This is a genomic window from Pseudomonas sp. WS 5059, assembly GCF_012985525.1.
Classification (GTDB): domain Bacteria; phylum Pseudomonadota; class Gammaproteobacteria; order Pseudomonadales; family Pseudomonadaceae; genus Aquipseudomonas.
This window is the reverse complement of sequence record NZ_JAAQWO010000010.1, coordinates 26,613-48,248: the sequence shown is the minus strand read 5'-3', so window position 1 is coordinate 48,248 and position 21,636 is coordinate 26,613. Positions and strand designations below refer to the sequence as shown.

Below are 21,636 nucleotides of genomic sequence, written 5' to 3'. Positions count from 1 at the left end.
GCCCATTTTTTTATTTTGCACAGCATGCACATACATGCACGAGGGGGTTCAGGTGTCGAGCAAGCTAGAAGAGTTGCAGGCCTTGCTGGCCCCGGTGGTCGTGGCCCTAGGCTATGAATGCTGGGGTATTGAGTTTTCGGCTCAAGGTCGCCACTCAATGTTGCGCGTTTATATCGATAAAGAGGGCGGCGTGCTGGTGGACGATTGTGCCATCGTCAGCCGTCAGATCAGCGGTGTCCTGGATGTTGAAGATCCGATCGCCGTTGAATACACCCTCGAAGTTTCCTCGCCAGGCATGGAACGCCCACTGTTCACTATTGAGCAGTTTGCTAAATATGCCGGTGAACAAGTGAAGATCAAGCTGCGATCTCCTTTTGAAGGGCGACGCAACTTTCAGGGCCTTCTGCGCGGTGTAGAAGAACAGGATGTAGTGGTGCAGGTAGAAGACCACGAGTTCCTGTTGCCGATCGATATGATCGACAAGGCCAACATTATTCCCAGTTTTGACTGAGACGTGCCAGAAACTGCGGATCCCGCGGATCCAATGGCTTGCGAAAGGCGAGGCGTACGATGAGCAAAGAAGTACTGCTGGTTGTTGAGTCGGTATCCAATGAAAAGGGCGTACCGGCTAACGTGATTTTTGAAGCGCTGGAGTTGGCCCTGGCCACTGCTACCAAAAAGCGTTTTGAAGACGAAGTTGATCTGCGTGTGGAAATCAACCGCCACACCGGAGCCTATGAGACTTTCCGTCGCTGGACAGTCGTCGAAGAAGCCGATCTTGATGATCCGGCCATCGAAACCTGGCCAAGCAAGGTTGCGCAAACGCATCCTGGTGCCCAGGTGGGTGACGTCGTCGAGGAAAAGATCGAGTCCATCGAGTTCGGCCGCATCGCTGCACAGACTGCCAAGCAAGTCATCGTGCAAAAGGTCCGCGAAGCCGAGCGCGCTCAAGTCGTTGACGCCTATCGCGAGCGCCTGGGGGAAATCATCTCCGGCACCGTGAAGAAAGTGACCCGCGACAACGTGATCGTCGACCTGGGTAACAACGCTGAAGCGTTGCTGGCCCGTGAAGACATCATTTCTCGCGAAACCTTCCGTGTTGGCGTGCGCTTGCGTGCGCTGCTCAAGGAAATCCGCACCGAGAACCGTGGCCCTCAACTGATCCTGTCGCGTACTGCGCCGGAAATGTTGATCGAGCTGTTCCGTATCGAAGTGCCGGAAATTGCCGAAGGCCTGATCGAAGTGATGGCTGCGTCCCGCGACCCGGGTTCGCGCGCCAAGATCGCGGTCCGCTCCAAGGACAAACGCATCGACCCGCAGGGTGCTTGCATTGGTATGCGCGGTTCGCGCGTCCAGGCGGTGTCGGGCGAATTGGGCGGTGAGCGTGTGGATATCGTGCTGTGGGACGATAACCCGGCGCAGTTCGTGATCAACGCCATGTCCCCGGCCGAAGTCGCGGCAATTATTGTTGACGAAGATGCCCATGCAATGGACATCGCCGTTGGCGCAGACAATCTGGCCCAGGCCATCGGTCGCGGTGGTCAGAACGTGCGTCTGGCCAGCCAGTTGACTGGCTGGACCCTGAACGTCATGACCGAATCGGACATCCAGGCTAAGCAGCAAGCAGAAACCGGCGACATCCTGCGCAACTTCATCGACGAGCTGGAAGTCGACGAAGACCTGGCACAGGTGCTGGTAGATGAAGGCTTTACCAGCCTGGAAGAGATTGCCTACGTACCGGTGGAGGAAATGCTCAACATCGACGGCTTTGACGAAGACACCGTCAACGAGCTTCGCGCTCGGGCCAAGGATCGCTTGTTGACTAAAGCCATCGCTACTGAGGAAAAGCTGGCAGACGCCCATCCGGCCGAAGACCTGCTCTCGCTTGAGGGTATGGACAAGGATTTGGCGATGGAACTGGCGGTGCGCGGCGTAATTACCCGCGAAGACCTGGCCGAGCAGTCTATTGACGACCTGCTCGACATCGACGGCATTGACGATGATCGTGCCGGCAAGTTGATCATGGCCGCCCGAGCCCATTGGTTCGAGTAATTAGGCGCGGCCTGAGGAGAGAAGTGCATGACGCAAGTCACGGTGAAACAACTGGCCGATGAGGTCAAAACACCGGTAGAGCGCCTGTTGCAGCAGATGCGTGAGGCAGGTCTGCCGCACACCGCCGCCGAGGAACATGTGAGCGACAGTGAGAAGCAATCGTTGCTGACTCACTTGAAAAGCAGCCACAAGGCGAAAGTGGAAGAACCGCGCAAGATTACATTGCAGCGCAAAACAACCAGCACCCTGCGGGTGGCTGGTAGCAAAAGCATCAGCGTTGAAGTGCGTAAGAAGAAAGTCTTCGTGCAGCGCAGCCCGGAAGAAATCGAAGCCGAGCGCAAACGCGAGATGGACGAACGTCGCGCAGTAGAAAATGCTGCACGTCAGAAGGCTGAAGAAGAAGCCAAGCGTCGCGCCGAAGAAGAAGCGCGTCGCCAGCCTGCTGCTGCGCAATCCGCTACTGATGCAGTCGCCGCTCCTGCCGCGCCTGTTGAAGCTGTGCGTGAGGCCGCTCCTGTTGCCGCCGCACCTGCTCCTGCAGCCGACGCTCGCAAGCGCGACGAACCTCGTCGTCCGGACAAGCCACGCGCAGACGATAACAATCGTCGCGGCAGTGGTGATGGTGAGCGCAAAAACGCTCCACATCGTGCTTCGGTCAAAGAGAAAGCGCCTGCTCCACGCGTTGCGCCACGTACTACCGACGAAGAAAGCGATGGCTTCCGTCGTGGTGGTCGCGGCAAGGCCAAGCTGAAGAAACGCAACGCCCACGGTTTCCAGAGCCCAACCGGCCCTGTCGTGCGTGAAGTGAAGATCGGCGAGACCATCACTGTGGGCGATCTGGCCCAGCAGATGTCGGTCAAGGCTGCTGAAATCATCAAGTTCATGTTCAAGCTGGGTACTCCGGCCACCATCAACCAGGTACTGGACCAGGAAACTGCCCAACTGGTTGCTGAGGAGCTGGGCCACAAAGTGACCCTGGTCAGCGACACCGCCCTGGAAGATTCCCTGGCCGAGTCCCTGAAGTTTGAAGGTGAGGCAGTTTCCCGTGCGCCAGTCGTGACCGTAATGGGCCACGTTGACCATGGTAAGACTTCCCTGCTCGACTACATCCGTCGTGCCAAGGTTGCAGCGGGCGAAGCCGGCGGCATCACCCAGCACATCGGTGCCTACCACGTTGAAACCGACCGTGGCATGGTGACGTTCCTCGATACCCCAGGTCACGCCGCGTTTACCGCAATGCGTGCCCGTGGTGCCAAGGCGACCGACATCGTGATCCTGGTGGTTGCAGCGGACGACGGCGTAATGCCACAAACCATCGAAGCCGTTCAGCATGCCAAGGCTGCTGGTGTGCCGCTGGTGGTTGCAGTGAACAAAATCGACAAGCCGGGCGCCGATCTCGATCGCATCCGTAGCGAACTGTCGGTTCACGGCGTGACGTCCGAAGAGTGGGGTGGCGACACTCCATTCGTACCGGTCTCGGCGAAGATGGGTACCGGCGTTGACGAACTGCTCGAAGCAGTCCTGTTGCAAGCCGAAGTCCTGGAACTGACCGCTACGCCATCGGCTCCTGGCCGTGGTGTCGTGGTTGAATCGCGCCTCGACAAGGGTCGTGGCCCGGTTGCGACCGTGCTGGTTCAAGACGGTACCCTGCGCCAAGGCGACATGGTCCTGGTCGGTTCGAACTACGGCCGTGTACGTGCCATGCTCGACGAGAACGGCAAGCCAATCAAGGAAGCAGGTCCTGCTATCCCGGTCGAGATTCTCGGCCTGGACGGTACCCCGGACGCTGGCGACGAGATGAGCGTAGTTGCCGACGAGAAGAAAGCCCGTGAAGTGGCTCTGTTCCGTCAAGGCAAGTTCCGCGAAGTCAAGCTGGCCCGTGCTCACGCCGGCAAGCTGGAAAACATCTTCGAGAACATGGGCCAGGAAGAGAAGAAGACGCTTAACATCGTCCTCAAATCTGACGTCCGTGGTTCCCTCGAAGCGTTGAACGGCGCCTTGAACGGCCTGGGTAACGACGAAGTGCAAGTGCGTGTTGTCGGTGGCGGTGTCGGTGGTATCACCGAATCCGATGCCAACCTGGCACTGGCCTCCAACGCTGTACTGTTCGGCTTCAACGTGCGTGCCGATGCTGGCGCACGGAAGATCGTCGAGCAGGAAGGCCTGGACATGCGTTACTACAACGTCATCTACGACATCATCGAAGACGTCAAGAAAGCCCTTACCGGCATGCTTGGCAGTGACGTGCGGGAAAATATCCTGGGTGTTGCCGAAGTGCGTGACGTGTTCCGTTCGCCGAAGTTCGGCGCGATCGCCGGTTGCATGGTTATCGAAGGTACTGTGCACCGTAACCGTCCAATCCGTGTACTGCGTGAAGACATCGTTATCTTCGAAGGCGAGCTGGAATCCCTGCGCCGCTTCAAGGATGACGCTTCCGAAGTACGTGCGGGCATGGAATGCGGTATCGGCGTCAAGAGCTACAACGACGTCAAGCCTGGCGACAAGATCGAAGTCTACGAGAAGGTCCAGGTTGCTCGCAGCCTCTAACTCGCGCACTTCAGGAGCCACGCCGCGTGTGGGCATGCAAATGTCCCGCGCAGTGTCCGGACTCTAAACGCAACGCCCGGTCTGGCTTTTGTCAGGCCGGGCGTTTGCCGCTTTCAGACCCCACGGGTTTCACCGTGTGGCAGTAACAGGTAACAAGACATGGCAAAAGAATACAGCCGTACCCAACGTATCGGCGATCAGATGCAGCGCGAGCTGGCCCAACTGATCCGTCGCGAAGTCAAAGACCCGCGCGTTGGCCTGGTCACCATTACCGCTGTTGAAGTGAGCCGTGACGTTGGTCACGCGAAGATCTTCATCACCGTGATGGGCCAGGACAACAGCGAAGAGATCGCGCAAAGCATCAAGGTGCTCAACTCTGCCGCAGGCTTCCTGCGCATGCAGTTGGCCCGTGAGATGAAGCTGCGCAGCGTGCCCCAGTTGCACTTCCACTACGACGAAAGTGTCGTGCGTGGTGCGCACCTGTCGGCCCTGATCGAGCGTGCCGTGGCTGAAGACAATCAGCATCCGTCCACACCTGAAGACGCCAAGGAGTAAGCGGTGGCTCAGGTCAAGCGTATCCGTCGTAACGTCAGTGGCATCATCCTGCTCGACAAGCCCATTGGCTTTACCTCCAATGCCGCTTTGCAGAAGGTCCGCTGGCTGCTCAATGCCGAGAAGGCCGGGCACACCGGCAGCCTCGACCCCTTGGCTACTGGCGTATTGCCATTGTGCTTTGGCGAGGCCACCAAGTTCTCGCAATACCTGCTCGATTCAGACAAGGGTTACGAAACCCTGATGCAACTGGGCAAGACCACCACCACGGCTGACGCCGAAGGTGATGTTCTGCAGGTTCGTGACGTGACCGTTGGTCGTGCAGATATCGAGGCCGCTTTACCCGCTTTTCGTGGGCAAATCAGTCAGATACCGCCGATGTACTCGGCTCTCAAGCGTGATGGCCAGCCTCTTTACAAGCTGGCACGTGCGGGCGAAGTAGTGGAGCGCGAACCGCGTTCTGTTACTATTGCGCGCTTGGAATTGCTTGCCTGTGAAGGCGAGACTGCCCGCTTGGCCGTGGACTGCAGCAAAGGCACCTATATCCGTACCCTGGTGGAAGATATCGGTGAAAAGCTCGGTTGCGGCGCGTATGTTGCAGAACTGCGACGCACCCAGGCTGGCCCTTTTACCCTGGCCCAGACGGTCACGCTGGAAGAGTTGGAAGCCGTGCATGCCGAAGGCGGCAATGAAGCAGTTGATCGCTTCCTGATGCCATCGGACAGCGGTTTGCTGGATTGGCCATTGCTGCACTTTTCGGAGCACAGCGCGTTCTACTGGCTCAACGGCCAGCCAGTACGTGCACCGGATGCCCCGAAGTTCGGCATGGTGCGGGTACAAGATCACAACGGTCGCTTTATCGGTATCGGTGAAGTGAGCGAAGACGGGCGCATCGCGCCGCGTCGACTGATTCGGTCAGAATGACCGGAACCAGTTTGTGGTAAAAGCGCAGTAGTTTTTACGCAAGCTGGAACGAGGGTGGCTGTTAACAGGCACGGTCACTACTCATTTTTAGATACAGGGATTTGTCCCTGGCCTGTTGAAACTGCCCTTTGGGTGGTTTCCTGAAAAAAGGATTGCCTCATGGCTCTCGACGTTCAAGAAAAAGCACAAATCGTAGCTGACTATCAGCAAGCTGTTGGTGACACTGGTTCGCCAGAAGTGCAAGTTGCGCTGCTGACCCACAACATCAACAAGCTGCAAGGTCACTTCAAGGCCAACGGTAAAGATCACCACTCCCGTCGTGGTCTGATCCGCATGGTAAACCAGCGTCGTAAGCTGCTGGACTACCTGAAAGGCAAGGATCTGGGTCGTTATCAGACTCTGATCGGTCGCCTGGGTCTGCGTCGCTAATCAGCGATTGCGCTAGAGGTTGGTTGGCTGTCGTGTGTCAGTGGGTTTCCCGCTGGCCCATGGCAGGCTTCCAGCCTCAAGTTTTATCTGGATACACGTTTTACCCTGGACAGGCGTTGGGCCGACTCCCGACATTGCCCAAGAATTTCGCAAGAAGACAAGTTCCCCAAGAGCCACAAAGAAGGTAGGACACCGTGAACCCGGTTATCAAAAAATTCCAGTTCGGTCAGTCGACCGTTACCCTCGAGACAGGCCGTATTGCCCGTCAAGCCTCCGGCGCAGTGCTGGTCACCGTTGACGACGACGTTACCGTACTGGTGACCGTTGTAGGCGCAAAGACCGCTGACCCAAGCAAAGGCTTCTTCCCTCTTTCCGTTCACTACCAGGAAAAGACTTACGCTGCCGGTAAGATCCCTGGTGGTTTCTTCAAGCGTGAAGGCCGTCCTTCCGAGAAAGAAACCCTGACTTCCCGACTGATCGACCGTCCGATCCGTCCGCTGTTCCCAGAAGGCTTCATGAACGAAGTGCAGGTTGTCTGCACCGTCGTTTCCACCAGCAAGAAGACCGATCCGGACATCGCTGCGATGATCGGCACCTCGGCTGCCCTGGCCATCTCCGGTATTCCTTTCGATGGCCCGATCGGCGCAGCCCGTGTTGCGTTCCACGAAAGCACCGGCTACCTGCTGAACCCGACTTACGAACAACAGAAAGCTTCGAGCCTGGACATGGTCGTTGCCGGTACTTCGGAAGCCGTGTTGATGGTTGAATCGGAAGCCAAAGAGCTGACCGAAGACCAGATGCTGGGCGCTGTACTGTTTGCTCACGACGAGTTCCAGGTTGTGATCAACGCTGTTAAAGAACTGGCTGCTGAAGCTGCCAAGCCAACCTGGACCTGGGCTCCTGCGCCTGAAGCCACCGCACTGCTGGGCACTATTCGCTCCGAGTTCGGTGCTGCGATCTCCGACGCCTACACCATCACCATCAAGGCCGACCGTTACGCTCGCCTGGGTGAACTGAAGGACCAGGTTGTTGCCAAGCTGTCCGGTGAAGAAGGCCAGCCTTCTTCCAGCGAAGTCAAAGCAGCCTTCGGCGAAATCGAATACCGCACCGTTCGCGAAAATATCGTTAACGGCAAGCCACGTATTGACGGTCGCGACACCCGCACCGTACGTCCGCTGAACATCGAAGTCGGCGTTCTGCCGAAGACCCACGGTTCGGCCCTGTTCACCCGTGGTGAAACCCAGGCCCTGGTAGTCGCGACTCTGGGTACTGCCCGTGACGCACAGCTGCTGGACACCCTGGAAGGCGAGAAAAAAGACCCGTTCATGCTGCACTACAACTTCCCTCCGTTCTCGGTAGGTGAGTGTGGTCGCATGGGTGGTGCTGGTCGCCGCGAAATCGGTCACGGCCGCCTGGCCCGTCGTTCGATTGCAGCCATGCTGCCTGCCGCCGACGTGTTCCCGTACACCATTCGTGTTGTGTCGGAAATCACCGAGTCCAACGGTTCCAGCTCCATGGCTTCGGTCTGCGGTGCTTCCCTGGCTCTGATGGACGCCGGCGTTCCGATGAAGGCACCGGTTGCCGGTATCGCCATGGGCCTGGTTAAAGAAGGCGAGAAGTTCGCCATCCTGACCGACATCCTGGGCGACGAAGACCACCTGGGCGACATGGACTTCAAAGTAGCCGGTACCGCCAAAGGTGTGACCGCGCTGCAGATGGACATCAAGATCAAGGGCATCACCGAAGAGATCATGGAAATCGCTCTGGGCCAAGCCCTGGAAGCGCGCCTGAACATCCTCGGCCAGATGAACCAGATCATTGGTCAGTCCCGCACCGAACTGTCGGAAAATGCTCCGACCATGATCGCGATGAAAATCGACACCGACAAAATCCGTGATGTCATCGGTAAAGGCGGCGCGACCATCCGTGCGATCTGTGAAGAAACCAAGGCCTCGATCGATATCGAAGACGACGGTTCGATCAAGATCTTCGGCGAAACCAAGGAAGCGGCTGAAGCTGCACGTCAGCGCGTCCTGGGTATCACCGCAGAAGCCGAGATCGGCAAGATCTACGTCGGTAAGGTTGAGCGCATCGTCGACTTCGGCGCATTCGTCAACATCCTGCCTGGCAAGGACGGTCTGGTTCACATCTCCATGCTGAGCGATGCTCGCGTTGAGAAAGTGACCGACATCCTCAAAGAAGGCCAGGAAGTGGAAGTGCTGGTACTGGACGTGGACAACCGCGGCCGTATCAAACTGTCCATCAAGGACGTAGCAGCAGCCAAGGCTTCGGGCGTTTAATCACTCCCAGGCTTCACGCTGAAAAAGAGGACTCTTCGGAGTCCTTTTTTTTGGACTGCGGGAAAGTGAAGGTAAATCAGCCGTTTAGCCCAGGACAAAAGCCGCAACTTGCATGCAGGCACGACGGGCTTCATGCAAGTTGCACGATTTCGAAAAAACAGCATTTATATAAGCTATTGATTTATAAGGGTTTATTTAAATTTTTGGACTTGGCACACTGTCTGCACTATTCCTGTTAACGCTGCAGTATGAAGGTTCACACGCTGCAGACTTTCAATAAAACAGGAGTTACTCGTATGAAGAAGTTCGCTCTCGCTACTGCTACCGCTCTGACCCTGGCCATGGGTGCTAACGTGGCCTTTGCCCAAACTTCCCAAGCTCCAATGACTCTGGCGGCTGGTGAAGCCACCAAAGCGAAAGAAAGCGTTTCGGATACTTGGATCACCACCAAAGTTAAATCTGATCTGCTGACTGAAAAAGGTATTCCTGGTTCGGACATCAAGGTTGAAACCAACAAAGGTGTGGTTTCCCTGTCGTCGACTGTAGCCATTTCGGATTCGCAGAAAGCAACCGCTGTAGCGATCACCAAGAAAATCAAAGGTGTAACCGCGGTATCTGCTGACGGCCTGCTGGCTGGCGGCGCCACCAAGGCAGACAACATCGACAAAACCAAAAGCGCAGCAGCAGGCGCCAAAGAGTCCACTTCGGATACCTGGATCACTACCAAAGTGAAAGCTGACCTGGTAACCGAGAAAGGCATTCCAGGTACCGACATTAAAGTCGAAACCAACAAGGGCGTGGTTTCCCTGTCCTCTTCGGTCGCTGTGACTGAAGCGCAGAAAACTACTGCGGTGAATATCACCAAGAAAATCAAAGGCGTTAAAGCTGTATCGGCCGACGGCCTGAAAGCAGAGTAACGTGTAACCATTCGACTGGACCCAGGCGGCCACGAGCGAGGCAGATATCCGCTCAATGCACCTTACAGGTTCATGCGACCGACCACAGGGATGTGGTCACTACGGGCCCCGGCACTTGTGTCGGGGCCCGTTTTATTGTGGCGGGGAATACATATTTGCCGATTTTGGAGATCAAATGTGGGAGCTGGCTTGCCTGCGATGACGGCGTATCAGTAGTAAGCAGGCTGGCTGACCCACCGCCATCGCAGGCAAGCCAGCCCCCACACTTTGCACTTATGGTGCCCGGTAGTTACTCGGCATCCAGGTGCATTGGCGTAACAACCCGGCCATCTTTCTCTGCCTGCCCAAGGTTGGCATCAATGAAGTACACCCGGTCATCTTCCAGCTGGCCCTTGTCGACCAGATAGTCTTTGATCGTGCTGGCGCGGTCCTGGCCCAGTTGGCGTAGCAGCACGTCACTGGCGCTCCAGAACTTGATCACGCCGTCACGCAGCTTCGACGAGCGCTCATCGCTACCCAGGTTTTTCCACTCGGCCGGTGGCTGTTGCTTCAAGCGAGTGCGGTAGATGCCTTCGAGCAGCGGGGCTTTTTCCTTTTCCGGTACTTCGAGCAACGACGCCTGGGCCGGGACTTTATCGCCACGGCGCTGGAGTATCTTGTAGTAGTTGTACTGATACTCGCGCTCAAGCCGCTCGGCAGCCAAGAACGGGCCGTCGCTGCTGGCTGCCGCGGTGCCTTCGATCTCCAGGCGCAGGGCAGGGCGCTCCTTGAGGGCCTTGGCGAGGCTGTCTAGGGCCGACTCGGCGTCCTTGTTCAGGGCGCTGGAGCCTGCGGCGAACGACACATTGCCCAGGTCTTGCGAACCGCCACCCGTCACCAGCCCGCCAATGAACTTGAACGGCGCCGTCGCCGCGCGTACCACCAGGTTGCGCAGGGTTTGCCAGACAATCGGCATCACGCTGAATTGCGGGTTGTTCAAGTCGCCGGTCACCGGCAATTCGATGGAAATCTTGCCGTCGGTGTCCTTGAGCAGGGCAATCGCCAGGCGAATCGGCAGGTCCACCGCGTCCGCACTGTCGACTTTCTCGCCCAGTTGCAGTTGCTCCACCACTACCTTGTTCTCGGCCTTCAGCTGGCCTTTGGTGATCACGTAGTGCAGGTCCAGGTTGAGCCGGCCCTTGCGGATACGGAACCCGGCAAACTTGCCCGAGTAAGGTGTCAGGGTGGTCAGTTCGACGCGTTTGAAGCTGGTGGCGATATCCAGTGCGGCCATCGGGTCAAACGGGTTCACGCTGCCCTTGATGGTTACCGGCGCATAGCGATCGACCTTGCCCTTGATATCGACGCTGGCCGGCTTGGCCTGGCGGCTGTCGATGGTGCCGATCTGGCCATTGAGTTGCTGGATCGCCGTGGCGAAGTTCGGTGTCAGGCTGAAGTCGGCAAAGTTGGCCGAGCCATCATTGATCGCGATCTGGCCGATACGGATGCCCAGGGGCTTCTCGTTGCTCGCGCTGGATTTGGCCGTCGATTTGGCACCGCTGTCGGCCGGCTGTGGGATCAGCAGGTCATCGACGTTGGTGGTGCGGTCATCGTTGATCATAAAGCGCGCATAGGGTTGCAGCAGGTTGATCTTGTCGATCGACAGGCTATTGCCGTGCTGGTAGTTCAAGCCCTCGACCACCAGGCGCTGCCACTTGAGGAAGTCACGGGTCTTGAGAGTATCGAGGGTGTGCAGTTGGTCCACTTGCGCGCGGCCGGTGATCTGCAGCGCAAGGGGCTCGGTACTCTTGAGGTTCACGTCCAGGTTGCTGCCGAGCATGCCGCTACGCAGTTCCAGGCGGATAAAGGGGCTGATATAGGACTGGGCAACCCGCAGGTCGATATCCTTGGTGTCGACCTTCAGCTTGGCGCTGACCGGGTTGAGGTTGACCTGGCCGCTCGCCTGGATCTTGCCCTGCTTGCCCAGGCCACTGTCGATCTTCAGCGTGAAGGGGCTTTGATTGAGGCTGTCGAAATCTTGTACATCGACATTCAGCGGGCCCAGCTCCAGTGCTACCGCAGGTTTTACCTGGCGATCAGCCAGATGCACCTGGTAGTTGCGCAGTTGCACATCCTTGAGCAGCACTTGCCAAGGCTTGCTCGGTGCTGTCGGTTCGGGTTTTGGCGAGTCGGCCGTGGCGGGAGCGCTTGCTGGCTCAGGCTGGGTGGCCGGCTTGCTCGGCTGGCTGGCGAACAGTTTCTGCCAGTCCAGTTGGCCGTCGGCTTCGCGGGCGGCCCAGGTTTCGAGCTTGTTACTGCGGATCTTGCCCACGATCACTTGCTGCTTGGCCAGGTCGATCGAGGTTTCGCTGACATCCAGGCGCTCCAGGCGCGCCAGTGGCCGGCCATCCGGGGCCTTGATCGCAAAGGGAGCGATGCTCGCGGAGACGTTGGTCAGGTTCAGTTCGGTTTCTTTGGCCAGGTTCAGCTTGTAGTCGGTGCTGAAGTTGAGGATGCCGTCTTCCAGGACCAGGGGCACGGCGTCCCGTACATAGGGCCACCAGACTTTCATCTTGCCATCCGTGACCTTGAGCTTACCCTCGGAGGCGATCGGCACCAGGCTGAAATTACCGGTCCAGTCGATCTGCCCACCCTCGGGGCCGGCGGCGACCAGGGTCATGTCGGCGTTGTCTTCGGGCAGGGTGCTGAGGTTTTTCAGTTCGAAGTCGAGTTTGTCGTAGAGAAACTCGATAGGTTCGCTGGGGCGCACATCTTCGAAGTGCACGTAGCCGCCCGCCAGCTTGATGCGCTCGATGCGCAGCGGGAACGGTTTGCTCTCGGGGTCATCGGGCGTCGGTTCGCTCGGCGGCAACTTGAACAGTTGCGCCAGGTTGAGCGTGCCGGCTTTGTCGAAGAGGATTTCGGTCTTCGGCTTGTCCAACTGCACATCGGCCAAGTGCAGGGCGCGAGTCCAGAGGCTGTCGATCTGCAGGTTGGCGTAGAGGCGATCAAAGCCCACCTGTTCCTTGCCCGGCTCACCGATTTTCAGGCCCCAGAGGGTTAGCTCCAGGCTGAACGGGTTGAGTTCGATACGCTCGATACGGGCCGGCACGGTGGCGTAGTTGGCCAACTGTTGGTTGGCCACGCGAAGCGCAATACCGGGCAAAATCAAAAAGCCCAGCAAGCTGTAGAGTGCAAGGGCGGTCAGCAAGGCGCCTGCGGCGCGAATCAATCCTTTGGGCATGGGTGACGCCATCTATGTCGATCAAGAGTGCCTTGGAGTATGGCACGGGTTTACGGTTCCGAAGAACCGAGCCTTTATTACGCCAGTCCAGGCCTTTCAGGGCAATCCTACAGCTGCAGGATCAGGGTCTTCAGAGGAGGCTGCTGGTCTTGTGAGGGAAAGTCAGCGCCGGGCGTCATCACTTTCCAGTCGCGTACCGGCCTGCCGGCCTTTTCAGCGCAACGCAAGACCTGCTCGCGCCAATCATCCATGCTGACTTTTGCCAGGTTGTTGCAGCAGATCAGCACGCCATTGTCTGCGGTGGCCAGCAGTGCGGGCTTGAGCAGGCTTTGGTAGTCGCGCAGCAGGTCCACGGTGCCAAAGGCGCTCTTGGCCCACGCCGGTGGGTCGAGCAGCACCAGGTCATATTGCCGTTGCTCCAGGCGTGGGTAGCTTGGCAGTTTTTGCCCGCGACGCTGGGTGATCGGCAGCCCGGCCAACTGGCGGATTGCCGGGAAGTAATCGGACTGTACAAACGTCATGGCTGGCAGTTGCGGGTTCAACTCGCCGTTTTCGCGACCGACCGCCAGGTTGCCCTCGGCAAAGTCCAGGTTGCACACCTCGCGGGCCCCACCGGCCGCTGCGCTGAGGCCGACGCCGCAGGTGTAGGCAAATAGGTTCAGCACGCTTTTGCCGGCACTGTGCGCCTTGACCCAGCCGCGGGTGTTGCGCAGGTCCAGGAACAGCAGCGGATCCTGCCCGGAGTGGCGACCGCGCACGCGATAGTTCAGGCCCCATTCATGGCCGACCAGGTCTTCCAGGGCTGCGGGTTCGGCGCGGTACACCGTGTCTTCGCGGTCGATACGCGAGTTGCCTCGGGAGCGGTCGTTATAGACCAGCAGCAGTTCCAGCCCCAGGTACTGGTTGATCATCAGGTGCAACTGCAGCAGCGCATCGCTATCTAGCGATTGGTGAAAGCTCTGCACCATCAATTGCGGGCCGTAGCGGTCGATGGTCAAGCCACCGGCACCTTCCTGGCTGCCATGGAACAACCGATAGCAATCGCTGCCTTGGGCATGCAGCTCGGCGAGCAGGTCTTGGCGGTGATCGAGGGCGGCGCGCAGCGCCTGATTCAGGGACGACATGGAGCGCGCCTTGCTGGGGAATTGAAGCGCGCAAGTTTAACAGCTCCTGTGGGCGCCGGCTTGCCAGCGATGACGGTGGAGCAGGAATCGCTATCGCTGGCAAGCCAGCTCCCACAGGGTGTGTCGTTACAGCAGGCCCATCCGCCTGTGGGCGCGTTGCACCGAGCCATTGCGCATCGCCCAGCGTAGCAGCGGCGCGCTACGCCTGACCCCGGCGCGGATCAACTGGCGTTGCAGCGTGCTTTGCTGCTGCCCCAGCATGTCACCCGCCCAGTCCGGCAGCAGGTCGATGCCGGCTTGCATCATCAGCGCCCCGAACGGCTTGGCCAACGCGCTGGGAGCCGGGGCATCGAGCAACAGGCGCAGTACTTCGCGGCTGCGTTCGTCACACAACAGTTGTGGGCGAATACGTTGCAGATAATCAGATATTTCCTGCCTTGAACGCGGCACATGCCGAGCCCCCAGTTGTTCGGCGACCAGGGCTATCTCGCTGTAGTAGCGGTCCTGGTCCCGGGGTGACAACCCCGGGTTTTTGTAGCGCAGGTGCGCCGCCAGAAAGCTGCTGACTTCGGCGACGTGGACCCAGGTCAGCAATTGCGGATCACTGGCGGCATAGGGACGCCCATCCGGCGCGTGCCCGACCACCTGCAGGTGGATGGTGCGCACTTTTTCGATCAGCCACTCGGCATCGCGGCGCGAGCCAAAGGTGGTGCCGGAAATAAACTGCGACGTACGGCGCAAGCGCCCGAGCATGTCCTGGCGAAAGTTGGAATGGTCCCACACGCCGGCCAGCGCCAAGGGATGCAGCGCTTGCAACATCAAGGCGCTGATGCCGCCGATCAGCATGCTGCTGAAGTCACCATGGACCTTCCAGCTCACCGAGTCCGGCCCGAACAGCCCCGGATCGCCCTTGGGGCTTTCCAGGTCCAGGTTGCCCAGGGACAGGCCCGTGAGGCTCATCAACTGGGATTCGATACGGTTGCGCAGAAATTCCATGTGGCTTGAGGGTTCCTATCGGTTCAGGCGCTTGTCGATCAAGCCGTCGACCACGCTCGGATCGGCCAGGGTCGAGGTATCGCCCAGGCTGTCGAGCTCGTTGCAGGCGATCTTGCGCAGGATACGCCGCATGATCTTGCCTGAGCGGGTTTTGGGCAAGGCTGGCGCCCATTGGATCAGCTCGGGCTTGGCGAAACTCCCGATTTCCTTGCTGACCAGGTCCAACAGGTGTTTTTTCAGTTCGTCGCTGGGCTCGACGCCATTCATCGGCGTGACAAACGCATAGATGCCCTGGCCCTTGAGGTCATGGGGATAGCCGACGACGGCGGCTTCGGCCACTTTGTCGTGCAGCACCAGCGCGCTTTCCACCTCGGCGGTGCCGATGCGATGGCCGGAGACGTTGATCACGTCATCGATGCGCCCGGTGATCCAGTAGTCGCCATCCTCATCGCGCCGCGCGCCGTCGCCGGTAAAGTAGTAGCCGGGGTAAGGCTTGAAATAGGTGTCGATCATCCGCTGCGGGTCGCCATACACACTACGGATCTGCCCCGGCCAGCTGGCTTTGATCGCCAGGACGCCACTGCCGGCGCCGCTGATTTCCTTGCCCTGCTCGTCGAGCAAGACCGGCTGCACCCCAAACATCGGCTGAGTCGCGCAGCCAGGCTTGATGCGCTGGGCGCTGACCAGCGGGCTGAGCATGATGGCGCCGGTCTCGGTCTGCCACCACGTATCGATAATCGGGCAGCGCTGCTCGCCGACGGCATTGAAATACCATTCCCAGGCTTCCGGGTTGATCGGCTCGCCGACACTGCCGAGCAATCTCAGGCTGGCCCTGGACGTATTCTCCAGCGGGCCATGGCCCTCACGCATCAAGGCCCGCAGGGCGGTGGGCGCGGTGTAGAAAATATTCACCTGATGTTTGTCGATCACTTGCCAGAAGCGCGAGCTGTCCGGGTAACTCGGCACGCCCTCGAACATCAGGGAGGTGGCACCGTTGGCCAGTGGCCCGTACACGATATAGCTATGGCCCGTGACCCAGCCGACGTCGGCGGTGCACCAGAACACTTCGCCCTCGCGGTAGTCGAGCACGTACTTGAAGGTCATTGCCGCTTGCAGCAGATAGCCGCCGGTGGTGTGCAGCACGCCCTTGGGCTTGCCGGTACTGCCGGAGGTATAAAGAATAAACAGCGGGTCTTCGGCGCCCATCGGCTCGGGCGGGCATTCGCCGCTGGCCGCGTCCACCGCCTGTTGATACTTGAGGTCGCGCCCCTCGGTCCAGGCCACTGCGGCGCCGGTACGCGCTACCACCAGCACCGTCGTGACATTCGGACAACTGGCCAGGGCTTTATCGACATTCTGTTTCAGTGCCACCGGCTTGCCGCCGCGTACACCTTCGTCGGCAGTGATCACCGTGCGGCAGTCGGCATCCAGAATGCGATCGCGCAGGGCATCCGGTGAGAACCCGCCAAACACCACCGAGTGCACCGCGCCAATTCGCGTGCAGGCCAGCATTGCGTAGGCGGCCTGCGGAATCATCGGCATGTAGATACACACCCGGTCGCCTTTCTTCACGCCACGGCTTTTCAGCACATTGGCCAGGCGGCTGACGTTTTGATGAAGTTGGCGGTAGGTGATTTTGGACGATTTTGCAGGATCGTCGCCTTCCCAGATAAAGGCCGGCTGGTCGGCGCGCTGCGCCAGGTGCCGGTCAATGCAGTTGTAGCTGACGTTCAACTGGCCGCCGGCAAACCACTGTGCGGCGCCGGTGTGGATATCGCAGTGTTGGACGGTTTGCCAGGGCGTGATCCAGTCGAGCAGCGCCTTGGCCTGTTCGGCCCAGAAAGTATCGGGGTGTTCGATGGATTGCCGATAGAGGCGCTGGTAGTCCTCTTGACTGAGTTGCGCAGCCCGGCGCACGGCATCGGCATGGGGAAACTGGCTGATATCGAACATTAGGGATCCCTCTTCTTGTTATAGATACAAGAGTTCAAGGCTGGTCCCTGTGGGGGCTGGCAAGCCAGCTCCCACAGGGGGCGCTTGTGCAGGTTCAATCCCTGATTGTAGTGCCGATCACATCAACCGCGGTGACGACCACGGAAGTAGTTGATCAAGCCCTGGGTCGAGGCATCGTCGGCCAAGGTTTCCTCGGCGCCCGTCAGGCGGTTGTAGACGCCCTTGCCCAGTTCCTTGCCCAGCTCCACGCCCCATTGGTCAAAGGCGTTGATGCCCCAGATAACGCTCTGCACGAACACCTTGTGTTCATACATTGCCACCAGTGCGCCCAGGCGACGCGGGCTGATCCGCTCGACCACCAGGGTGTTGCTCGGGCGGTTGCCCGGGATCACTTTGTGTGGGGCCAGTTTTTGCACTTCGTCTTCGGCCATGCCTTTGTCACGCAGCTCGGCTTCGGCTTCGCTGCGGGTCTTGCCGAGCATCAAAGCTTGGCTCTGGGACAGGCAGTTGGCATACAGCCACTGGTGATGGTCGGAGACCGGGTTGAAGCTGACGATCGGCACAATGAAGTCGGCCGGGATCAACTGGGTGCCCTGGTGCAGCAACTGGTGGTACGCGTGCTGGCCGTTGCAGCCCACGCCGCCCCAGATAACCGGGCCGGTATCGGTGGAAACCGGCGTGCCGTCCTGGCGTACGCTCTTGCCGTTGGATTCCATGTCCAACTGTTGCAAGTGCTTGGTGATGTTACGCAGGTAGTGGTCGTACGGCAGGATCGCGTGGCTCTGTGCGCCCCAGAAGTTGCCGTACCACACACCCAGCAGGCCCAGCAGCACCGGCATGTTTGCCTCGAACGGCGCGGTCTGGAAGTGCTGGTCCATGGTGTAGGCACCCGACAGCAATTCCTTGAAGTTGGACATGCCAATGGCCAGGGCGATCGGCAAGCCGATGGCCGACCACAGCGAGTAACGGCCGCCGACCCAGTCCCACATCGGGAAGATGTTCTCTTCACGGATACCGAAGGCAACGGCTGCCGCGTTGTTGCTCGACACGGCGATGAAGTGGCGATACAGCTCAGCTTCGGAGCCACCCTGGGCCAGGTACCAGGCGCGGGCGGCCTGGGCGTTTTTCAGGGTTTCCAGGGTGTTGAAGGACTTCGACGAGACAATAAACAGCGTGGTCTCGGCGCGCAGCTTCTGGGTCAGTTCGTGGAACTCACTGCCGTCGATATTCGCCAGGTAGTGGCAGCGCACGCCTTTATGGGCGTAGGACAACAGCGCTTCAGAGACCAGCTCCGGGCCGAGGAACGAACCACCGATGCCGATGTTGACCACGTCAGTGATCGGCTTCTCGGTGTAGCCGCGCCACAGGCCGTCGTGGATGCGGCCTACCAGGTCGGTGATCTGGTTCAGCACCTTGTGCACGTCGGGCATGATATTGGTGCCGTTGACCGACAGCTTGTCGCCCACCGGACGGCGCAATGCGGTATGCAGCGCCGGGCGCCCTTCCGAAGAGTTGACCGGCTCGCCGTCGAACAGCGCCTTGATTGCGCCCTTGAGGTCGACTTCGTTGGCCAGGCCCACCAGCAGGTCGCGGGTTTCAGACGTAATCAGGTTTTTCGAGTAGTCGAGGAACAGTCCGCAGCTGCTCAAGGTGAACTGGCCAAAGCGCTGGGGATCGGCATTGAACGCTTCGCGCATGCTGAAATCCTGCATGGCTTGGCGGTGTTGATTGAGCGCTTGCCAGGCGGGCAGAGCGGTAACGTCATGAGGAGTGCGGTAATACGCCATCGCTGCGGGTTTCCTTTTTATTACTGGGACTACTTTTGGGACACTTGAATGTCCGGAACGTCCGACTTTTATCAAGCAGGCACTGAGAAACGGCGGGTTCCGGTCGAATGCGTCAACGCCAACACTAGCGTCGGGCGATTACATTAAACCTAGCGTGTCGATATGTCTTGGCTTTGTCTGCGTACAGGCCGGTACTTTTTTATACTGGGGCCTGGGAGGCGCTACAAACCGAATGTGGGAGCGGGCTTGCTCGCGATGGTGGTGGGTCAGCGACAACTACATCGACTGACAGTCCGCCATCGCGAGCAAGCCCGCTCCCACATGAGGATATTGCCAGGCTTAAACGCTGAGGTTGAGGTGCAGGTTGTCGATCAACCGGGTCGCGCCTAGGTACGCGGCGACCAGGATCACCACATCACGATCCTCGGCGGTTGCCGGGCGCAGATGCTGGCCCTGGCGAACTTCCAGGTAATCCATGCGCAGGCCGGCGGCCTCGATGTGTTGGACCTGCTCGGCACGCAGCTTGGCGAAGTCGCGGTCGCCATTCTCAATGGCAGTGGCGATATGACTAAGGCTGCGGAACAGCACCGGGGCGATGGCGCGCTGTTCTTCCGTCAGGTAACCGTTGCGCGAGGACAGCGCCAGGCCGTCCTCTGCGCGCACGGTGGGTTCGCCAATGATCTGGATCGGCATGTTCAGGTCGCGCACCATGGCGCGGATCACCGCCAGTTGCTGGTAGTCCTTTTGCCCGAACACCGCCAGGTCAGGCTGGACCATGTTGAACAACTTGCTCACCACCGTCGCCACACCCTCGAAGTGCCCCGGACGGCTAGCGCCGCACAGGCCTTCAGACAGTTGCGGCACGCTGACCCGGGTCTGCACGGTCATGCCGCCTGGGTACATTTCGTCGACCGTGGGTGCGAACAGCAGGTTGCAGCCCGCCACCAGCAGCTTTTCCTGGTCGGCGGCGAGGGTGCGCGGGTACTTGTCCAGGTCTTCGCCGGCGCCAAACTGCAGCGGGTTGACGAAAATGCTCGCCACCACGAAGTCGGCTTGCTCGGCGGCGCGGGTCACCAACGTGGCGTGGCCCGCATGCAGGTTGCCCATGGTTGGCACGAAGCCGATGCGCTTACCGGCGCTGCGCGCGTGAGTGACCGCGGCCCGCAGTTCGCGCAGGGTTTTTACGGTGTTCATGCAGAGAATCCGTGTTCGGTGCCTGGGAAGGTGATGGCTTTGACTTCGGCGACATAGGCACCCAGCGCGGCGTGGATGCTGTCCTGGCCCGCCATGAAGTTCTTCACGAACTTAGGTGCGCGGCCGGTGAGGTTCAGGCCGAGCATATCGTGCAACACCAGGACCTGGCCGTCGGTAGCGCTGCCGGCGCCAATACCGATGACCGGGATTTTCACCGCCTGGGTGATTTCTGCGGCCAGTTCGCTTGGCACGCATTCGAGCAGGATCATTGCCGCGCCGGCCTGCTCAAGGGCGATGGCATCGGCGCGCATCTGCCGCGCCTGGGCTTCATTGCGACCCTGGACCTTGTAGCCACCGAGGATATTCACCGACTGCGGTGTCAGGCCCATGTGCGCACACACCGGCACGCCGCGTTCGGCCAGCAGGCGGATCGACTCGGCGAGCCATACGGCACCTTCCACCTTGATCATATGTGCCCCGGCCTGCATCAGCTTGCCGGCATTCTGGAAGGTCTGCTCAAGCGTTGCGTACGCCATGAACGGCAGGTCGGCGATGATGAACGCGCCCTCGTTGCCGCGCTTGACGCTGGCGGTGTGGTAGGCGAGCTCATCGGTGGTGACCGGGAGGGTGCTGTCATTCCCTTGAAGAACCATGCCCAGGGAGTCGCCCACCAGTAACACCTCGACGCCGGCCTGGCAGCAGGCCTGGGCGAAGGTGGCGTCATAGCAGGTCAGCATGGCGATTTTTTCACCCTTGAGTTTGAGGCTCTGCAAGGTGGTCAGGGTAATGTCTGGCATGAAAAGGGTCCTCGTTCAGGCGCTTGGAAACAGCGAGTAACGCGCGTGAGTCTTCGTTTATACAGGCGCACTTTCTTCAGAGCAGTGCTTATAAGGCCTGGATTGCGCCCTTCAGCGCCGGGTTGGCGGCAGCGGGACGCCTATAGTCGTGAGGAGGACTCTGGAAGTCAATTGGATGTGTTACCGCATTGTTACGAGGTAGGTGTTACCGCTGTTACTGATGCGATTCAGCAGGCTGTAATGCTTTTTGGCTGGCGCTGAGGATCAATGTAGGAGCTGGCTTGCCTGCGATGGCATCACCGCGGAGTGTCAGGCAGACTGCGGTGATGCCATCGCAGGCAAGCCAGCTCCTACAGGGATTGAGGCAGGCGTTCCAGGCCGACGAACGGGCATCCGGCGAGCAGATCACTGAGTAGACGGCCGTCAGGCAGTTGCAAAGTGGCAGGCGCCAGTTCGGCAAGTGGATACAGCACAAACGCGCGCAGATGCATTTGATAGTGCGGCACCTTGAGGCGCGGCTCATCAATCAGGCGATCGCCAAACAGCAGGATATCCAGGTCCAGCGTGCGTGGGCCCCAGCGTTCAAGGCGTTCGCGGCCCTGGTCGTTCTCGATGGCTTGCAGCGCATCCAGCAGATCCAGTGGCGTGAGGGTGCTGTCCAGCGCCGCCACCGCGTTGGTGTAGCGCGGCTGGCCAGGAAGCAGGGAATCGCTTTGATAGAAGGCAGAAACACCGACGAGTGTGGTGTTCGGCAACTGCGCCAACGCCTCGATGGCGTTGTGCAATTGCTGCTGCGGGGCAGCGAGGTTGCTGCCCATGCCGATGTAGATCCGTTCCACCG

At 59.5% G+C, this 21,636-nt stretch carries 16 protein-coding genes; 8 read left to right on the top strand and 8 right to left on the bottom strand.

The window, feature by feature from the left end:
• Nucleotides 1-52: 52 nt before the first annotated feature.
• The 8 genes from rimP (at nucleotide 53) to HBO12_RS25315 (ending at nucleotide 9,721) form a co-directional block, all read left to right on the top strand.
• Nucleotides 53-511, top strand: coding sequence for a ribosome maturation factor RimP (rimP, locus tag HBO12_RS25350; RefSeq protein ID WP_032867412.1), 459 nt, complete (start codon nucleotides 53-55; stop codon nucleotides 509-511).
• Between the two features lie 59 nt (nucleotides 512-570).
• Nucleotides 571-2,052 (top strand): transcription termination factor NusA, encoded by a 1,482-nt coding sequence (nusA, locus tag HBO12_RS25345; protein ID WP_038445977.1) that lies wholly within the window; start codon nucleotides 571-573, stop codon nucleotides 2,050-2,052.
• A gap of 27 nt (nucleotides 2,053-2,079) precedes the next feature.
• A complete protein-coding gene (infB, locus tag HBO12_RS25340; RefSeq protein ID WP_169955079.1) occupies nucleotides 2,080-4,599 on the top strand; it encodes a translation initiation factor IF-2 in 2,520 nt (839 codons plus the stop codon).
• 159 nt (nucleotides 4,600-4,758) lie between these two features.
• Entirely contained in the window at nucleotides 4,759-5,154 is a 396-nt protein-coding gene (gene rbfA, locus HBO12_RS25335) for a 30S ribosome-binding factor RbfA (protein WP_029298974.1), read from the top strand.
• A 3-nt stretch (nucleotides 5,155-5,157) separates the two neighbouring features.
• On the top strand, nucleotides 5,158-6,075 hold the full coding sequence (gene truB / locus HBO12_RS25330) for a tRNA pseudouridine(55) synthase TruB (RefSeq protein ID WP_169955078.1): 918 nt from the start codon (nucleotides 5,158-5,160) through the stop codon (nucleotides 6,073-6,075).
• 159 nt (nucleotides 6,076-6,234) lie between these two features.
• A complete protein-coding gene (gene rpsO / locus HBO12_RS25325) occupies nucleotides 6,235-6,504 on the top strand; it encodes a 30S ribosomal protein S15 (RefSeq protein ID WP_003177875.1) in 270 nt (89 codons plus the stop codon).
• A gap of 194 nt (nucleotides 6,505-6,698) precedes the next feature.
• Nucleotides 6,699-8,804, top strand: coding sequence for a polyribonucleotide nucleotidyltransferase (pnp, locus tag HBO12_RS25320; RefSeq protein WP_169955077.1), 2,106 nt, complete (start codon nucleotides 6,699-6,701; stop codon nucleotides 8,802-8,804).
• A 296-nt stretch (nucleotides 8,805-9,100) separates the two neighbouring features.
• On the top strand, nucleotides 9,101-9,721 hold the full coding sequence (locus HBO12_RS25315) for a BON domain-containing protein (RefSeq protein ID WP_029298967.1): 621 nt from the start codon (nucleotides 9,101-9,103) through the stop codon (nucleotides 9,719-9,721).
• 289 nt (nucleotides 9,722-10,010) lie between these two features.
• Here the strand turns inward: HBO12_RS25315 and HBO12_RS25310 are convergent, their stop codons facing one another.
• The 8 genes from HBO12_RS25310 to folK all read right to left on the bottom strand — a co-directional run bounded on the left by HBO12_RS25310 (nucleotide 10,011) and on the right by folK (nucleotide 21,634).
• On the bottom strand, nucleotides 10,011-12,944 hold the full coding sequence (locus HBO12_RS25310; RefSeq protein WP_169955076.1) for a DUF748 domain-containing protein: 2,934 nt from the start codon (nucleotides 12,942-12,944) through the stop codon (nucleotides 10,011-10,013).
• Nucleotides 12,945-13,051: 107 nt separating this feature from the next.
• On the bottom strand, nucleotides 13,052-14,068 hold the full coding sequence (locus tag HBO12_RS25305; protein ID WP_170043568.1) for a class I SAM-dependent rRNA methyltransferase: 1,017 nt from the start codon (nucleotides 14,066-14,068) through the stop codon (nucleotides 13,052-13,054).
• Between the two features lie 126 nt (nucleotides 14,069-14,194).
• Nucleotides 14,195-15,064, bottom strand: coding sequence for an oxygenase MpaB family protein (locus HBO12_RS25300; protein WP_170043567.1), 870 nt, complete (start codon nucleotides 15,062-15,064; stop codon nucleotides 14,195-14,197).
• A 15-nt stretch (nucleotides 15,065-15,079) separates the two neighbouring features.
• Nucleotides 15,080-17,017 (bottom strand): acetate--CoA ligase, encoded by a 1,938-nt coding sequence (gene acs / locus HBO12_RS25295; RefSeq protein ID WP_170043566.1) that lies wholly within the window; start codon nucleotides 17,015-17,017, stop codon nucleotides 15,080-15,082.
• Nucleotides 17,018-17,139: 122 nt separating this feature from the next.
• Nucleotides 17,140-18,804 (bottom strand): glucose-6-phosphate isomerase, encoded by a 1,665-nt coding sequence (gene pgi, locus HBO12_RS25290; RefSeq protein WP_169955072.1) that lies wholly within the window; start codon nucleotides 18,802-18,804, stop codon nucleotides 17,140-17,142.
• Nucleotides 18,805-19,143: 339 nt separating this feature from the next.
• Entirely contained in the window at nucleotides 19,144-19,998 is an 855-nt protein-coding gene (gene panC / locus HBO12_RS25285; protein ID WP_169955071.1) for a pantoate--beta-alanine ligase, read from the bottom strand.
• Nucleotides 19,995-20,795, bottom strand: a complete 801-nt coding sequence (panB, locus tag HBO12_RS25280; RefSeq protein ID WP_170043565.1) for a 3-methyl-2-oxobutanoate hydroxymethyltransferase — start codon at nucleotides 20,793-20,795, stop codon at nucleotides 19,995-19,997. The genes panC and panB overlap by 4 nt, the downstream gene beginning before the upstream one ends.
• A 350-nt stretch (nucleotides 20,796-21,145) precedes the next feature.
• Nucleotides 21,146-21,634 carry a 2-amino-4-hydroxy-6-hydroxymethyldihydropteridine diphosphokinase gene (folK, locus tag HBO12_RS25275; RefSeq protein WP_170043564.1) on the bottom strand — a complete coding sequence of 163 codons (489 nt, stop codon included), beginning with the start codon at nucleotides 21,632-21,634 and terminating at the stop codon, nucleotides 21,146-21,148.
• Nucleotides 21,635-21,636 lie beyond the last annotated feature (2 nt).

What these genes read in the sequence shown, in the direction of transcription:
- pgi (WP_169955072.1), bottom strand. Translation starts at nt 18,804, where the DNA reads ATGGCGTATTACCGCACTCCTCATGACGTTACCGCTCTGCCCGCCTGG.
- infB (WP_169955079.1), top strand. Translation starts at nt 2,080, where the DNA reads ATGACGCAAGTCACGGTGAAACAACTGGCCGATGAGGTCAAAACACCG.
- HBO12_RS25305 (WP_170043568.1), bottom strand. Translation starts at nt 14,068, where the DNA reads ATGTCGTCCCTGAATCAGGCGCTGCGCGCCGCCCTCGATCACCGCCAA.
- rbfA (WP_029298974.1), top strand. Translation starts at nt 4,759, where the DNA reads ATGGCAAAAGAATACAGCCGTACCCAACGTATCGGCGATCAGATGCAG.
- HBO12_RS25310 (WP_169955076.1), bottom strand. Translation starts at nt 12,944, where the DNA reads ATGCCCAAAGGATTGATTCGCGCCGCAGGCGCCTTGCTGACCGCCCTT.
- panC (WP_169955071.1), bottom strand. Translation starts at nt 19,998, where the DNA reads ATGAACACCGTAAAAACCCTGCGCGAACTGCGGGCCGCGGTCACTCAC.
- HBO12_RS25315 (WP_029298967.1), top strand. Translation starts at nt 9,101, where the DNA reads ATGAAGAAGTTCGCTCTCGCTACTGCTACCGCTCTGACCCTGGCCATG.
- panB (WP_170043565.1), bottom strand. Translation starts at nt 20,795, where the DNA reads ATGCCAGACATTACCCTGACCACCTTGCAGAGCCTCAAACTCAAGGGT.
- HBO12_RS25300 (WP_170043567.1), bottom strand. Translation starts at nt 15,064, where the DNA reads ATGGAATTTCTGCGCAACCGTATCGAATCCCAGTTGATGAGCCTCACG.
- rpsO (WP_003177875.1), top strand. Translation starts at nt 6,235, where the DNA reads ATGGCTCTCGACGTTCAAGAAAAAGCACAAATCGTAGCTGACTATCAG.
- nusA (WP_038445977.1), top strand. Translation starts at nt 571, where the DNA reads ATGAGCAAAGAAGTACTGCTGGTTGTTGAGTCGGTATCCAATGAAAAG.
- acs (WP_170043566.1), bottom strand. Translation starts at nt 17,017, where the DNA reads ATGTTCGATATCAGCCAGTTTCCCCATGCCGATGCCGTGCGCCGGGCT.